The organism is Mesorhizobium sp. YC-39 (genome assembly GCF_025753795.1).
GTDB lineage: Bacteria > Pseudomonadota > Alphaproteobacteria > Rhizobiales > Rhizobiaceae > Mesorhizobium.
This window is the reverse complement of the sequence record NZ_JAOWPS010000004.1, coordinates 91,594-107,531: the sequence shown is the minus strand read 5'-3', so window position 1 is coordinate 107,531 and position 15,938 is coordinate 91,594. Positions and strand designations below refer to the sequence as shown.

The following is a 15,938-nucleotide window of genomic DNA, read 5'->3' as shown; positions in this document are numbered from 1 at the left end:
TCCTCCCGTTCAGAACATTGCGGATTGATTACGATTGGGTTCAAATTAACAATTGATAGCCGGGAAAGGTCAACCTTCGGTCTTGTAATAGCTGCTATTACATTTTTGCCCGTTGGGAAGGATTGAAAATACGATCTAAAACGGGTGCCGGGCGCTTGAGGTGCGTTCCGTCGGAGGAGAGGCCGTGAATATTCTCGTTGTCCTGCGCATGATTCCGGATTCTGCCGGCGAGCTTCAGCTTGCCGAGGACGGGCGCGGCATCGATCGTGAGTGGTTGGATTTCCAGCTCAACGATTTCGACGATCACGCACTCGAAGAAGCGATTTTGCTCAAGGAAGCAGGCGGCGCGACGGTGACGGCGGTTGCCATTGGCGAAGGCGCCAACCGGGTGCTGCAAATGGCCGCCGCCCGAGGCGCCGACGAAGTCATCGCCCTTCAAGCCGAGGATGATGCCATGATCTCCTCGCGCACCATAGCCGCCACGATCGCGGCGACGGCGCGCGACAAATCCGCCGATCTTATTCTCTGCGGCGTGCAGTCGACCGAGGATGTCTTCGGCCAGCTCGCACCCTATGTCGGCGCGATGCTCGACTGGCCGCATGTCTCCGGCACCAATCGGGTTGTCGCCGACGGCGCAGGATTGCGGGTTACGCAAGAGCGTGGCGCCGGCGTCGCCGTGACCTACGAGATGACCTTGCCTGCGGTGCTCGGCGTGCAGACCGCCTCCAAGGCGCCGCGCTACGTCTCAGGTAGCAAGCTGCGCGAAGCCTCCAAGACCCCGATCGGTCGCGCCGCGCTCGAGCCGTCCGGCTTCGAGCGTTCGGCCGAGATTCGTGAACTTCGCCTGCCGGCGCAGGGCGGCTCGGGTGAAGACCTCGGCAACGACGCCGAGAATGTCGCCGATCGACTGGTCACTATCCTGGCAGTCAACGGTCTGACCGCCAACGGTCTGGCAAGGAAGTAAGCCATGAAGATGATAGCTTGCACGGAAGGCCGCTCCGACAAGATCGAAGCCTTCTCCCTCGAAATGATCGCCGCTGCGCGTTCCGTGGCAGCGGCCGGCGACGAGGTGGTTGCCTTCTTCGCCGGCCAGGCCGCTAAGGCGGCAGCGGCTTCCTTTGGAGCGGCCGACAGGATGATCGTCGCCGATGCCGCCGGATCCGATCTGATCCCTGCCGAAACCTATGCGCGCCTGTTGCGCGATGCCGTCACGGCCGAACAGCCCGATCTGGTGCTGGTGCCTTACTCGGCGAACGGGCTGGATGTCGCGGCCGACATCGCCGCGCGAACCGGCTGGCCGCTCCTGTCTTATGTCAATGAAATCAAGCGGGATGGCGAGACCCTGACAGTCGTCGCACAGATGTATGGCGGCAAGGTCCTTGCCGAATGCGTGGTGAAGCTTCCCGCGGTCCTGATGGTCAATCCGGGAGCCTTTGCGGAGGCCGTGCCAAGCCCGATTGACGCCACCAAGATACAGCAGATCGATGCCAAGACTGCCATCGAAAGCGCCAAGGTGAAGATGGTGGCCATCGATGTGCCCGACTATGCCGATGTCGACCTGACGACCGCCGAAAGGATCGTCTGCGTGGGTCGCGGCATCGGCGACGAGGCGAGCATCGACATTGCCCGCGATCTGGCGACGATCCTCGGCGCCGAGATCGCCGGCAGCCGCCCCGTGGTCGACAATGGCTGGTTGCCGAAGCTGCGCCAGGTCGGCAAATCCGGCCAGAAGGTCAAGCCGAAGCTTTATCTGGCGCTCGGTGTCTCCGGCGCGCCCGAGCATCTCGAGGGCATGTCGCATGCCGATCTGATCATCGCGGTCAACACCGATCCGAAGGCTCCCATCTTCAACGTTGCTCACTACGGCGCAACCTGCGACCTATTCGATCTCGTGGCGAGTCTGAGCGACAGGCTGCAGGCGCCCCCGGGCCGTTGAGATGGCATCAACCCTGGCGCTCTGGATAATACTGGCTTCGGCAATCGCAATGACAGGCTGGCGCGCGCGCCACTACGTGTCCGCGCTCGCCAATGCGCCGAAGGCTGCCCGTTTCGATCGGCCGATGCGACGCCTGGAGGGCGTGGCAACCGCCATCGGCCTGCACAGGAAGATGCTGCGCAAGCCGCTCGCCGGCGTGCTGCACGCGATCATCTTCATTTCCTTCTTCGTCCTGTTCACCGCGACGATAGAGGCTTTCGGCTCGCGTCTGTTTCCGGGATTTTCGCTCACACCCGTCGGCGGCGAGACCTGGATCGCCATCCTGCAGGATACTTTCGCGGTCCTGATGCTGGTCGGCGTCGGGCTTGCACTCTACCAGCGTTATGTCCTGAGGCCGGCACGGTTCAAGGGATCGAGCGGCAGCGACGCGGCGATCATCTATGTGCTGATCGTGCTGATCGTGGCCTCGCTGCTGTTTGAAGCGGCGGCGCGCATTCTGGGCGGCGCCGACGGTTCGTGGCGGCCAGTCGCCTCCGTGCTTGCCGGTCTGCTCGGCCGCGCCGGTGTGCCGGCGCAGGAGACGCAGGAGATCTGCTACTGGCTGCATGTTGGCGCCATCCTTGCCTTTCTCGTCTATATTCCCGGCTCCAAGCATCGGCACATGTTCCTTGCCGCACCGAACATCTATTTTCGCAATCTCGAACCGCGCGGCACCGCGCCGGCGGTGCCGCGTGAGCGCGAAAACCCTGGCGTCGACACCCTCGCCCAGTTCGACTGGAAACAGCAGCTCGACCTTCTCTCCTGCACCGAATGCGGCCGCTGCCAGGCGGTCTGCCCGGCCTATGCCGCAGGCCTGCCGCTCAGTCCCAAAATGCTGATCACCGACATGCGCGACGCGCTGGCCGCAGGACCGTCGGCGCCTCCACTGGTCGGCGGCATCATTTCGGAAGCGACGCTGTGGGCCTGCACGACCTGCCGCGCCTGCATGGAAGAGTGTCCGGTCGAGATCGAGCATCTGCCGAAGATCATCGACATGCGCCGCCACCTGGTCGACGAAGGCCGTGTCAGTCCGGGTTTGCAGGATGCGCTTTCCAACCTCACTCGGCTTGGCAACTCCATGGGCAAGCCATCCAAGATGCGGGCCCGCTGGACCGGGGAACTTGGCTTTCCCGTCAAGGATGCACGCAGCGAACCCGTCGATGTTCTGTGGTTCGTCGGCGATTACGCCTCCTACGATCCGCGCGTTCAGGAAATCACCCGCAAGGTTGCCGAGTTGCTGAGCGCGGCAGGTGTCGATTTCGGCATTCTCTTCGACGCCGAGCGTAACAGCGGCAATGATGTGCGGCGCGCCGGCGAAGAAGGTCTGTTCGAGACACTGGCACAGTCCAACATCGATGCGATCGGGGAATGCACCTTCAACCGCATCATGACCACCGATCCACATAGCCTGAATGCGCTCAAGAACGACTATCGACATTTCGGCGCGGCATTTGAGGTCTTGCACTATACCGCCTTGCTCGCCGAACTCATCAAGGCGGGAAAACTCGACCTTGTCGCGGTCGATGGCGGCAAGGTCACCTATCACGATCCCTGTTACCTCGGGCGCTACAATGGCGGCTTCGACGCGCCACGCGACCTGATCCGGGCGGCCGGCTACACGCTTCACGACATGCCGCGCTGCCGGGAGAATTCCTTCTGCTGCGGCGCCGGCGGCGGCCGCATCTGGCAAGGCGACGATGGCGTCACCGAGCGGCCGAGCGAGAACCGTATCCGCGAAGCGCTGAGCCTTGGCGATATCGATTATTTCGTCGTGGCCTGCCCGAAGGACAAGGTGATGTACACCGCAGCCATCGACGCGCTTGGCGTGGCGGATAAATTAAAGGTCCTGGACATTGCGGAACTTCTCGTGCCGCGGACACCTCCGCCGCGCGAACCCGTGACCTCGGGTGTGGATATCATCTGATGAATGCAATCCGCGAGATCGAGATAGACGCTATGGGAAATGTGCACCGAACGAGGAGTGAGCGACCATGTCGACCATGAAAATCGGCTTTGTTGGTATCGGAAAAATGGGCACGCCGATGGCGAGCCGTCTCATCCAGGCCGGCTACGATGTGACGGTTCATGACCTCGATACCAAGGCGGTCGAGGAACTGGTCAAGGCGGGCGCAAGGGCTGCAGCCAACGCAAAGGAGGTTGCCGATAGTGCCGAGATCGTCTTTGCCAGCCTGCCCAGTCCCCAGATCCTCGAAAAGGTCGTGCTCGGTGAAGCCGGTATCGCCGAGGGCAGATCGGTTCGGATCTTCATCGACATATCGACGACCGGCCCGCGTACCGCCGCCAGGGTTGCCGAAGGCCTTGCGCCAAAGAACATCGCCATGATCGACGCGCCGGTCAGCGGCGGCTTGAAGGGCGCCCGCAATGGTACGCTCGCGGTGATGGTGTCGGGTCCGAAAGCGGCCGTCGAGACGGCAAGGCCCGTAATCGAGAACTTCGGCAAAGTCTTCTTCATGGGCGAGGTTCAGGGCGCCGCGCAGACCATGAAGCTTGCCAACAACCTGCTTGCCGCCGCGGCACTCGCTGTCTCCTCCGAAGCGGTCGTCATGGGGGTCAAGGCCGGCCTCGACCCCAAGGTCATGCTTGACGTCATCAACGCATCAAGCGGCCGCAACAGCGCGACCGAGGACAAATTTCCAAAATCCGTGCTGCCGCGCACGTTCGATTTCGGTTTCGCGACGGGTCTGTCCTTCAAGGACGTGCGGCTTTGCGTCGACGAGGCCGAGGCGATGGGCGTGCCGATGGTGGTGGGCAGTGCGGTCCGCCAGTTGCTGAGCGTAACCAACCAGCTCTACGGGCCTGATTCCGATTTCACCTGCATGGTGAAGACGGTCGAAACATGGGCGCATGTGCAAGTCGGCTCGGCCGAGACCCCTAGCGTTGCCGAAGCGAGCTGACGATGGGCAACGCCGCACGCTATGAAATCCATGCCGTGCGCTACGGCCATTTCGAGCGCCGGTCGAACGAAAATTTCCTTGGCGGCGACACGCATGACGTTGCCATGCCGCTGGACTACTTCGTCTGGGCGATCGTCGGCGAGAAGCGCACCTTCATCGTCGACACCGGCTTCGACAAGCCGACCGGCGACAAGCGTGGCCGCAGCGTGGTCAGGCCGGTAGACAAAGGCCTCGCCGCCATCGGCATCGACCATGCCGCCGTCAGCGACGTGATCATTTCGCACATGCACTACGACCATTGCGGCAACCATCACCTGTTTCCGAACGCGACCTTCCACCTGCAGGATGCGGAGATGGAATTCGCAACCGGCCGCTGCATGTGCCATCACGCGATGAGCCATCCGTTCGAAGTCGAGGATGTCACCACCATGGTGCGACGCGTCTACAACAAGAAGGTCTGCTTCCACGATCCGGAATCGGAAATCGCGCCCGGCATCACCCTGCACAAGGTCGGCGGCCATTCGCGCGGGCTGCAAGTGGTCCGCGTCGAAACCGACAACGGCGCGGTGGTGATCGCCTCCGACGCCGCTCACTTCTATGCCAATATGGAACGCGAGAAGCCTTTTCCCGTCTTCGACCGGCTGAGCGACGTGATCTCAGGCGTGGAGCGGATGAGGAAGCTTGCAAGCTCACCCGCTCATATCGTTCCGGGACACGATCCGCTCGTGCTCAAGCGTTTCGCGCGCTCTCACCAGAATGTCGAGGACATCGTCGCGCTCGCGCACCCTCTCGGATGACGTTGAGAGCGATCCGCGCACTGGCGGCAGATGCCATCATTCCTCCCATCGGCAGGCATTCCTCAGCGCCTGCGGCACCACTGGTAAACCGTTCAATCATCGAATAGTCAGATTTTGCACGGATACCCCGATTTCGGCGCAGGAGGAGAAATGTCGCATTCATTGCCGCTGGTCATCAGCGCGCCGGAACCACGCACGCTCGACCTCATTTTCACGTCGCCGCAGCTGGCGCGCTTCAGGGCGAAATATCGCATCGTCGAAACGACGCCCGAGGGCGTCGCGGCGCTGCCGACAGATGTGCTTGCCGAGGCACGCTACATTGTCGGCCAGCCACCGATCGCACCCGAAATGCTGGACAGGATGAAGGCGCTGCGCTGTGTCTTCAATGTCGAGAGCAACCTGATCAACAACATGCCCTACGAGACGCTGTTTGCGCGCGGCATCCATGTCGTCACCACCGGCCTGGTCTTCGCCGAACCGGTGGCAGAGCTCGGCCTCGCCATGGCGCTCAACCTCGCCCGCGGCATCGTCGATGCCGACCTCGCTTTTCGGCAGGGCAAGGAGCTATGGGGCGGCGATGGCAACAAGACGGCGCGGCTGCTCTCCGGCGCCGATGTCGGTATCATCGGCTTCGGCGATCTCGGCCGCGCGCTCAACCGGCTGCTGTCGGGGTTTCGCACGCGCACCAAAGTGTTCGATCCCTGGCTGCCGCCGTCGATCCTTCTTGAGAACGGTGTCGAACCGGCTTCGCTCGATACGGTCCTGTCGGAGAGCGATTTCGTTTTCGTCGTCGCTTCCGTGACCAGCGAGAACCAGGGATTTCTTGGCGCGGAAGCCTTCGCGAAAATGCGCAAAGGAGCGGCCTTTATCCTGCTCAGCAGAGCCGGTGTCGTCGATTTCTCGGCGCTGGTGGACGCTGTTCGCAGCGGCCACATCGTCGCCGCCAGCGATGTCTTCCCAGAGGAGCCACTGGCCAAGGACCATCCGGTGCGCACGCTACCCGGCTTCCTGCGCTCCGCCCACCGGGCCGGCGCGCTCGACATCGCCTTCAAGCGCATGGGCGACATGGTACTCGAAGACATGGACCTGATCGACCGCGGCCTGCCGCCGATGCGCTCCAAGCGGGCAGAACGCGAGACTGTATCGCGGATGCGCTCGAAGCCGGTCGACAAGAACTGATCGTTGAAGGCGCAGGCGATACGTTTCAGACAATTCGGCCCGAAGTCAGCATTCTCCGGCGCAAACGAGAAAAAGCGAAAAAAGTTTCAAGCTTTATTCGAGAATATTTTACTCGAACTAGGCCATTTCGCGCAACAAACCGGAACTTTCATCCGATCCTGCCGTTTCCGAAAATGATCGTTGCTTGAACGATCCCAAAGCAACAGGAGGATTATATTATGAACATCAAGATGATTTGTTTCGGCGCCATGGCGTTTTCGATGGTTGCGGGTTCGGCCTTGGCCGCTGGAGACACAGGCACGTCCGCACTCGACGACCCGGCCAAGATGCAGCCCTTCTACACGGACTCAAGCATGAAGACGGTGGTCGGTAACGACGATTTCGTGAAGGCTTGGAAAGCGCTGTCGCCTGACGACCAGACGGCGATGATGGCCGCCTGCGAGGACGAAGCCAAGGATGCAAACGCAACCAACAGCCATCCGGAGTTCTGCAGCAGCGTCAAGCAGAATGGCGGCAGCAAGTAGTCAGCACGCTCTGCCTGAACGGTCCCGCTCGCGGGGCGTTTTTTCAGGCTGGAAATTACACCGAGCTTAGCGGAGCGCGGCGCGGGCGATCCTCCAGCCGCCGGATTGCGCGACCCGACTGCGTCTCAACGGGCGAACTTCCCGCCGGGTCACAGGCGCGCTCCGCTTTGCCTGTCAAAGATGTGGACGCGGCGCGGATCGATCTTCAGCCTTACTTCTTCACCGGGACGGACGGTGAGCCGATCCTTGACGATGGCGTCAATGGCGTCTTCGCCAAACTTGGCGAAGATCTGCGTCTCGGAGCCGGTCGGCTCCAGCACCGAAACCGTTGCCGGCAGGCCGTCGGGCGCAATGTCGATATGCTCGGGGCGTATGCCGTAGATGACCGGCTGGCCATCCAGGGCGCCCGCCTCGACCGGCAGCACGGATCCGGTGTCCGAGACAAAGACCTGCCTGCCGTCCTTCGAACCGATCTTGCCTTTGATGAAATTCATGGCCGGCGAGCCGATGAAACCGGCGACGAAGACATTGCCCGGATTGTCGTAAAGATCGAGCGGTGCGCCGACCTGTTCGACCTTGCCATCCCGCATTACCACGATCTTGTCGGCCATCGTCATCGCCTCGATCTGATCATGGGTGACATAGACGATCGTCGTGCCGAGGCGCTGATGCAGTTCCTTGATCTCGACCCGCATTGCAACGCGCAGCTTGGCGTCGAGGTTCGACAGCGGCTCGTCGAACAGGAAGACTTGCGGATCGCGCACAATGGCGCGCCCCATGGCCACGCGCTGGCGCTGTCCGCCGGACAGCTGTTTGGGAAACCGGTCGAGCAGCTTGCCCAGGTCGAGGATTTCGGCCGCCTTCTTCACCTTGGCTTCGATCTCGGCCTTCGGCCTGCCCTTGATCTTGAGCGAGAAGCCCATATTGTCGGCGACGTTCTTGTGCGGATAGAGCGCATAGTTCTGGAACACCATGGCTATGTCGCGGTCTTTCGGCAGGACATCGTTCACCACCCGGCCGCCGATGCTGATCTCGCCGCCCGATATGGCTTCGAGACCGGCGATCATGCGCAGCAACGTGGATTTGCCACAGCCCGACGGGCCGACAAGGATGACGAACTCGCCATCGGCGATGTCGACATTCACACCATGAATGACCTGGACGCTTCCATAACGCTTGACGATGTTCCTGACGGTGACTTCAGCCAACTCGCATCCCCTCTATTGCGGCAAGGCAATCTGCATCTTCACTTCGCCTTTTGGGGCGGATGCGGCGATTTCAAACGCTCGAACGCTGTCTTCGAACTCGAACGTGCGCGTGATCAGCGGCTTCACGTCAATCGCGCCTGAAGACAGCATGGCAACGCAGCGCGGGAAAACATGCGCATAGCGGAACACGTGCTCGACGCGCGCTTCGCGCACCATCGCCTTGCCGACATCGTAGTTGATGTCATGCATCTGCACGCCGATGAACACCACCCGGCCAGCCGGACAGAGCGGATCGAAAATGCCTGCCGCGGCGCGTGGGCTGCCCGAGCATTCGAACACGATCTCCACGCCCCAGCCATCGGTTGCGGCGAGAATTTCCTTGGCCACATCCTGACGCGCGACATTGATCGGCGTGATGGGGCCGAGCCTCGCTGCGAGCTCGAGCTTGGTGTCGTCGATATCAGATACGAAGACCCGGGCGCAGCCCGCCGCCAGTGCGGACAGCGCCGTGACCAGGCCGATCGGCCCGGCGCCCATCACCAGGGCGATGTCGCCCGGCTTCACCTGCGCCTTGGTGGCGGCATGGACGCCGACTGCGAGTGGCTCGACCATGGCGGCTTCCGCGAACGAGACGTTGTCGGGGAGCTTGAAAGTGAAATTCTCCGGATGGACAACGGTCGGCCGCAGGACACCGTGGATCGGCGGCGTCGCCCAAAAACGGACAGCCGGATCGACATTGTACAGGCCCAGGCGCGTCGCGCGGCTGTTCGGGTCGGGAATGCCCGGCTCCATGCACACCCGGTCGCCGACCGTCAGTGACGTCACCTCCGCACCGGTCTCCACGACAATGCCTGACGCCTCATGACCGAGGATCATCGGCGCCTTCACCTGGAAGATGCCGGCGCCACCATGGGTATAGTAGTGCACATCCGAGCCGCAGATGCCGACAGTGTGTAACTTGATGCGCACATCGCGGACGCCGAGCACCTCCTCGCGCTCGATCGGGAAATCCCGCAGCGACAGTTTCATCTTTTCTTCCAGCACCAATGACTTCATGAGCCGTCCTCTTCTCTCGATCAGCGTTCCGCGCTAGCCACGCCAAACGATCAGCACACCCAATGCGATCGCCAGGACATGGCAGACCGACAATGGGATCGACTGTTCGAGGAACCGCATCCAGAACAATTCGAGCGCAACGAACAGATAGATGCCGACAAAAACCCGGTCGAACCAGTTGGTCACGATCGGCAGGAACCCTGTGCGTTGCTGGCTCGCGACGATGGTGCTGGCTTCGTCATCCACCTCATCGAGGTCGATCATATGCTCCATGGCATTACTCCTTGACCGCGCCAAAGGTCAGACCGGCCACGATGTGCCGCTGGACGACCGAGAAGATCAACAGGGCCGGGATGAGCGTGATGATCGCAATGGACGCCATCGTGCCCCATTCGGTTCCGGTCGTCGTGACATACTCCGACAGGCCGGTGGTGATGGTGCGCGCATTGAAGCTGGTGAGCGTCGCGGCGAGCAGGAACTCGTTCCAGGCGAACACCCAGGTCAGGATCAGGGTGACGGCAAGGCCGGGCCGCGCAAGCGGAAAGATCACTTCGCGGATCACTTGCCACGTCGTGGCGCCGTCGACGGTTGCGGCCTCGTCCAATTCCTTGGGAATTGCGTCGATCGTCGGCCTGAGTGTCCAGATGGCGAAAGGCAGATTGAAGGTGCAGTAGAGCAGGATCATGCCTGTGCGCGTGTCGTAGAGCTTCCACTCCCCGATGACGAAGACCTGCGTGAAGAGCAGGAAGAACGGCAGCAGGAAGACGGCTGCTGGCGCCATGCGGTTGGTGATCGTCCAGAAGAAGATGTTTTCCTTTCCGGCCAGATCGAAGCGCGACAGGGCGTAGCAGGCCATGAACGCCAGAACGGTCACCAGCACCGCATTGCCGGTCGAGATCACGATGGAGTTGAACATGTAGCGGCGCAGCGTGTCGTCGCCGAGAACCTTGACATAGTTCTTCCAGTAGACGGTTTCGAGCAGCACGCTTGGCGTGGTGAACAACTCGACGGCCGGCTTTACCGAGATCACGAACAGCCAATAGATCGGAAACAGCGTCACCAGGCTAAGCAAGGTCCACAGCAGTATGGAAAGAACCGGGCGGTTGGCGCGCATCAGGAAGCTCTCTTCTGGTCGCGGCGGGCGACAAGGGCGACGTAAAGCAGCCAGCACATCACCAGAGTGAGGTACAGGACGATGACCGAAGTGGCAGAGCCGTAGCCGTAGTCGGTCTTGGGAAACACGATCTTCCAGATGTGCAGGCCGAGATATCGTGTCGCCGCACCTGGGCCGCCGCCGGTCAGCATCCACACTTCGTCGACGGTCCGCAGCGCATCCATGAGGCGAATGAAGACTGTCGCCAGGATCGCCGGGCGGATCATCGGCAAGGTGACGTGCCAGAATATCTGCCACCGGTTGGCGCCGTCGATCTGGGCCTGCTCGAACGGCTCCTTGGGCAGCGAGACGAGTGCTGCAAGCAGCGTCAGCGTCACCAGTGGCGTCCAGTGCCAGATATCCATGATGACGGTCAGCGCAAAGGCCATGGTGGCGTCACGACCGATATTGAGGTCGTAGCCGAACCAGGATTTCAGGAGGTACGGGACAATGCCGATGCTGGGCGTCATCATCAGCCGCCAGACCGATCCGACGACGATCGGCGCCACGATCAGCGGCAAGGTGTGGATCGTGCGGAACAGACCTCGGCCAGGAAACTCCTTCATGAACAGCTGGGCCAGAAAGTAGCCAAGGATGACCTCGCTCAGAACGGCGAAGAAGGCAAATTTCAGCGTGAACGCGATGGAGGTAAGGAACTCGTTGTCAAACACGAGGCGGCGGAAATTGTTAGCGCCATTGTAGATCATATAGGGATTTGCACCGAACGGGTTCCACTGGTGGAAGGCCACATAGAGCACGTACAGAAAAGGGACGATGCCGAAGATCCCCAGGATCGCAATCGTTGGGGCGAGCAGCAGCCATCCCACTCTGTTTGATCGCATGAAATCACTCCCAGAAAAGGCGCTTCACGATATTCCCGGGAATGTCGTGAAGCGGCAAAAAGCGTATTCGGGCCGCCGCTTCATGGCGGCCCGAGATCTGGGTTCGCTCCGCTACTTGCGGTAGCCGAGATTCGTCAGTTCCGCCTCGGCAGCGGCAGCCATCTGGTCGAGCCCATCGTCGGACGAGACCTCGCCCAACAGGATCTTGTAGAAGATCGGCGCCGTTGCTTCACGCACCTGCGCGTGGAACGGGTAGGGCGGAGCGCCGGCAAACAGCTTTCCGTCGTTCTTGAGCATGGTGTAGTAGCCGTTGAGCTTCTTATCCATCTCTATGACTTTCGGATCGTCGTAGGTTGCCGTGTTGGTGATGCGGGGTGCGGCCACCGCCCAATCGCCCTGGACCGAATCCTGGCCGATATACTGCAGGAACAGCAGCGACGCTTCCTTGTTCTTCGAGGTGATCGGAAGGCCGAAGGCGCCGCCGTCATAATAGCCGATATAGCCCTTGCCGGCCTCTGCATCCTCCATGACGCCCGGCTCCAGCGGCGGCAGCGCAACGCCGACATTGCCCACGACCTTCGATTTCTCCGCGTCGGCGGCAATCCATGCCGCGTTCTCGCCATAGACCAGTCCCTGTGCCGCGCGGCCCGCCGCGAAGGTGGTGGCAACTTCGGTCCAGGTGCTGGCCGGGGATTCCGGCGGAGCGATGTCGCGCAGATGCAGCCAGTATTTGAGCGCTGCCTTTGCCTTGTCGCTGTTCATCGTGCCGCCATTGGCGACCGACGCCGAGTAGTTTTTCGAAGCGTCGATGCCCCAGTTGTAGACGCCGAAAGTAGGCGCCACGGACTCGAAGAACTCATACCATGAAGCGGGGTGGCCGGTATGCGCCTGCGCGGTGGTGCCCCACAGTTCCAGATTGTGATCCTTGCCCCATTTGGTGAAGAATTCCGCGATCTGCGTATATTCCTCATGGGTCTTTGCCGGCACCAGGTCTTTGCCGGTTTCCTTCTTGAAGGCTTCCTTGATCGCCGGATCGTTGAAGAGATCGGTCCGGTACAGATAGAGCTTGATGAAAGCTTCCATCGGAATGCCGAAAAGATCGCCGTCGGCATTTTTGAAATAATTCGCAAATGTCGTGAAATGCGTCTCATCGTAGTCCGGCGCTTTCAGCGACGGATCGTCCTTGAGGGATTTCGTGATGTCGACCAGGAAGTCCCGGGCCAGGTAGGCGTAGATGATGTCCTGCTCGATATAGACCATGTCATAGATGCCGGTCTTGGCTTCCATGTCCTTGATCGCCTTGTCGTACATCTGGTCCCAGGACGTGGTCTCGATTTCCACCTTGATGCCGGTCGCCTTCTCGAAAGCGGGGGCAAGAACGTCCTTGATGTAATTCGAAGGTGGGGTGCTTTCAGTCACGCCGTGCAGCGTAACACCCTTGTATTTAGCGCCGGCGTCCGACCAGAAATCAGCCTTGGCAGGCATCACGCTGGTCAATAGCCCCACTGCCAATGCGGCAAGGCCCATTCTGATTTCATGTTTCATTTTTCACTCCTCCAACAAAACATTGATTGTCGTCGCCTCCGACCAGCCGATCGGGGCGCCACTCGCCATCCCTCCTGATAGCGGTTGCCTCGACACAGCATCCTCAACACAATGAAAGGGCGGCTGCGGTTCCCGCCAAATACCTCCTCTCCCGACCGGTGCCTGAGAGATGAAAGCTCGGCAACACGGATCCTCCGGCGTTCGAGATTTTGTTCTGCCTTCGCAGAGTCAGGTGTCTTCTGCGGCCTCGCTCCCGTGGGCATTCCTACAAACTTAGTGCGGGGAACATCCCCCCTGCCACGCGTGGTTTGCAGGCGACCTATACTTTTTCGCCGACTGCGCGTGCGCCTGACCAGGTGCGGATTTCCCTGAACGGATCGGCGCGCGCCTCAGTCCCGATCTTGTGGGCACTGCGCCGGTAGTCCGATGGCGTGCGCCCACAGACCTTGAAAAACTGCCTGTTGAAATTGGCGATGTTGTTGAACCCGACTTCGAAGCAGATGTCGGTAATCGGCCGATAAGTCTGCGTCAGCAGTGAGCAGGCAGCATATATGCGCGCGATAATGACGTAGCGGGCAAAGGTATGGCCAGTCTGGCGCTTGAAGAAGCGTGAAAATGCTTGCGGTTCCAGGTCGCAGAGCCTTGCAACGAACGGCAGGTCGATATCGTCGCTGTAGTGGTCGAGGACATAGCGCATTGCCACGTCCAGTTCCGGCGGCAATTCCGCCTGCGCGGAGGTGGGTGCCAGCCGCGAAAGCCTGCGGCGGTCGCCGGGATTGCGGGCCAGTGTGATCATCAATTGCAGAAACAGCACAACACGCTCGGCACCATGGGCAGCGCCGATCTGTGCGAGCAGCCGCTGCCCAGCGAGAGCGGTGTCACCGCGAAACTCTACTCCGTAGACGGCGTCATCGTAGAGCGGCCGGATGGTTCCGAGTTCGGGACAGAAGCCGGTGACACGATCGGCCCATTCGCGGCTGAACTGGATCAGCATGTCGCGATTGCGAACCAGCTTCCCCGGTTCAATATCGCTGACCCAATTGTGCGGGACGTTCGGCCCGGTCAGGACCAGGCACCCTGGATCGAACTTGCCGATATGATCTCCCACCATCATGACGCCCGAAGTCGTTCGCGTCAGGTGCAACTCGTATTCCGGGTGATAATGCCACTTGGCCTTGAAAAATGGATAGTCATGCATGTTCCAGCGAAACGACTCCGCCGGCGGACATATGATCATTTCGAAGTCCGGAACGATCTTCTGAGCGGGCTTCATTGAGTGGCTCCTTCCCGATAACGCAGCGACCGGCTTCACTCCCTTTGATCCGCCGCCGCCCGCAAACCTGCAAAGGCTTCTACCCCCGGTGGTAGGCCAACGCCTCCTTCGCCCATTTGCCCGGAGTTCCGAAAACCGTCATTACCGGACGGTGGCCAACGGTCATAGCGCTGTGGATCATTCAGCGCGCCCAGGCCACCGAACAAGTACACAGAACGATGTCATAGGGCGAAACATAAACCGAAGTACCGCGCATCCAGGCGCGGCTCGATGGTCCTCCTCCTCTGCGTCTGGTGCTTTTGCCAAACTTATATGTTGCGTAACGAGACAAATTAGGGGTTTCCGTTAAGCTGTCAATCATTTTTGTTCAGGCGGCAAATTCCGTCGAACTATTTCATGTTTCGTACGACCTTGACATAAAGCATGCTTGGATATTTTGTTGTGATACGCAACATAGATTGCGTCTGGGAGATAGATTGCGTCTAGGAGGAGGTCCGCATGCGCAGATTGGGCATTCATTCATTCGTTTGGACCGGCGGCGGAACCCAAGCCATGCTCGAAGAGGCAATGGAGAATTCGGCCGCGTGCGGTTACCGGCTGATCGAGTTCGCGTATCTTCGACCCGAAAAGTTCGACCTCGACCGCCTCGCCAGGAAGGCTCAGGCGCTTGGCCTCGAAATCGCCGTCACGATGGGCCTTCCCTTGACCGCCGATGTGTCGAGCGAGGATGCCGCCGTCGTCAAGGCCGGCGAGGAATTGCTGGCGGGCGCTGTCGCGGCGGTTCGCGATATCGGCGGCACCAAGCTTGGCGGCATTCTCTATTCCGCCCATACGAAATATTCGACCATGCCAAGCGATCGCGGCCGCAAGAATAGCGTTGCAGCCATCGCCAGAACGGCCGAAGCAGCAAAGAAGGCCAAGGTCGATCTGGTCCTGGAGGTCGTCAACAGGTTCGAGACGAATCTCTTGAACACGACGGCTCAGGGCCTCGACTTCATCAAGGCGACCGGCTCCGATTACGTCACGCTCCATCTCGACACGTTTCACATGAACATCGAGGAAGCGAATCCAGCGGCTGCCATCCGTTTGGCCGGCGACAAGATTGGCTATTTTCACATTGGCGAAAGCAATCGCGGCTATCTCGGCGACGGGGTGATCGACTTCGATCGCATCTTCGATGCCTTGCTCGACATCGGCTACGAGCGCGACATCACCTTCGAATCGTTCTCCAGCGCGGTGGTCGATGAGGGCCTTTCACTGGCATGCGCTATCTGGCGCGATACCTGGACCGACAACATGCCGCTGGCAAAGCATGCCAAGGCCTTCATCGACCTGAAAATGGAAGAGGCGGTTCGTCGGCGAACGACGAATGCTCGTCCATAGCCGAGGGGCAGTTCGACTGTGCGACAGTGCGGATCTCTGCCTAAGGCGCCCCCTGCTCCGCGGAGGCTTCATGGGATGTATTTTCGAA

The 15,938-nt window shown here is 60.6% G+C and carries 15 protein-coding genes; 8 read left to right on the top strand and 7 right to left on the bottom strand.

Annotated features, from left to right (window positions below; all coding sequences use genetic code 11):
- Positions 1-184: 184 nt before the first annotated feature.
- From OHD62_RS21865 to OHD62_RS21835, 7 genes are all read left to right on the top strand, one after another.
- Complete coding sequence (locus OHD62_RS21865) at positions 185-964, top strand: electron transfer flavoprotein subunit beta/FixA family protein (RefSeq protein WP_263787003.1); 780 nt, start codon at positions 185-187, stop codon at positions 962-964.
- A gap of 3 nt (positions 965-967) precedes the next feature.
- Positions 968-1,936 (top strand): electron transfer flavoprotein subunit alpha/FixB family protein, encoded by a 969-nt coding sequence (locus OHD62_RS21860; RefSeq protein ID WP_263787001.1) that lies wholly within the window; start codon positions 968-970, stop codon positions 1,934-1,936.
- 49 nt (positions 1,937-1,985) lie between these two features.
- Positions 1,986-3,899, top strand: coding sequence for a (Fe-S)-binding protein (locus tag OHD62_RS21855; protein WP_263787000.1), 1,914 nt, complete (start codon positions 1,986-1,988; stop codon positions 3,897-3,899).
- A 67-nt stretch (positions 3,900-3,966) separates the two neighbouring features.
- On the top strand, positions 3,967-4,890 hold the full coding sequence (locus OHD62_RS21850) for an NAD(P)-dependent oxidoreductase (RefSeq protein ID WP_263786999.1): 924 nt from the start codon (positions 3,967-3,969) through the stop codon (positions 4,888-4,890).
- A gap of 2 nt (positions 4,891-4,892) precedes the next feature.
- Positions 4,893-5,687 carry an N-acyl homoserine lactonase family protein gene (locus OHD62_RS21845; protein ID WP_263786998.1) on the top strand — a complete coding sequence of 265 codons (795 nt, stop codon included), beginning with the start codon at positions 4,893-4,895 and terminating at the stop codon, positions 5,685-5,687.
- A gap of 150 nt (positions 5,688-5,837) precedes the next feature.
- A complete protein-coding gene (locus tag OHD62_RS21840; RefSeq protein WP_263786996.1) occupies positions 5,838-6,866 on the top strand; it encodes a hydroxyacid dehydrogenase in 1,029 nt (342 codons plus the stop codon).
- Between the two features lie 218 nt (positions 6,867-7,084).
- Entirely contained in the window at positions 7,085-7,390 is a 306-nt protein-coding gene (locus tag OHD62_RS21835) for a hypothetical protein (RefSeq protein WP_263786993.1), read from the top strand.
- 149 nt (positions 7,391-7,539) lie between these two features.
- Here OHD62_RS21835 and OHD62_RS21830 read toward each other — a convergent pair whose 3' ends face one another.
- The 7 genes from OHD62_RS21830 to OHD62_RS21800 form a co-directional block, all read right to left on the bottom strand.
- Positions 7,540-8,598 (bottom strand): ABC transporter ATP-binding protein, encoded by a 1,059-nt coding sequence (locus tag OHD62_RS21830; RefSeq protein WP_263786992.1) that lies wholly within the window; start codon positions 8,596-8,598, stop codon positions 7,540-7,542.
- Positions 8,599-8,610: 12 nt separating this feature from the next.
- A complete protein-coding gene (locus tag OHD62_RS21825; protein ID WP_263786991.1) occupies positions 8,611-9,654 on the bottom strand; it encodes an NAD(P)-dependent alcohol dehydrogenase in 1,044 nt (347 codons plus the stop codon).
- 33 nt (positions 9,655-9,687) lie between these two features.
- On the bottom strand, positions 9,688-9,927 hold the full coding sequence (locus tag OHD62_RS21820) for a DUF2160 family membrane protein (protein ID WP_263786989.1): 240 nt from the start codon (positions 9,925-9,927) through the stop codon (positions 9,688-9,690).
- Positions 9,928-9,931: 4 nt separating this feature from the next.
- Complete coding sequence (locus OHD62_RS21815) at positions 9,932-10,768, bottom strand: carbohydrate ABC transporter permease (protein ID WP_263786987.1); 837 nt, start codon at positions 10,766-10,768, stop codon at positions 9,932-9,934.
- The gene (locus OHD62_RS21810) at positions 10,768-11,649 is read right to left on the bottom strand and encodes a carbohydrate ABC transporter permease (protein WP_263786985.1); all 882 of its coding nucleotides are present in this window, start codon (positions 11,647-11,649) and stop codon (positions 10,768-10,770) included. Before OHD62_RS21810 ends, OHD62_RS21815 begins: the two co-directional genes overlap by 1 nt.
- Before the next feature lie 111 nt (positions 11,650-11,760).
- Entirely contained in the window at positions 11,761-13,176 is a 1,416-nt protein-coding gene (locus OHD62_RS21805) for an extracellular solute-binding protein (RefSeq protein ID WP_263788506.1), read from the bottom strand.
- Positions 13,177-13,513: 337 nt separating this feature from the next.
- Complete coding sequence (locus OHD62_RS21800; RefSeq protein WP_263786984.1) at positions 13,514-14,467, bottom strand: AraC family transcriptional regulator; 954 nt, start codon at positions 14,465-14,467, stop codon at positions 13,514-13,516.
- 498 nt (positions 14,468-14,965) lie between these two features.
- Between OHD62_RS21800 and OHD62_RS21795 the strand changes: the two genes are divergently transcribed.
- The gene (locus OHD62_RS21795; RefSeq protein ID WP_263786983.1) at positions 14,966-15,850 is read left to right on the top strand and encodes a sugar phosphate isomerase/epimerase family protein; all 885 of its coding nucleotides are present in this window, start codon (positions 14,966-14,968) and stop codon (positions 15,848-15,850) included.
- Positions 15,851-15,938: the final 88 nt, after the last annotated feature.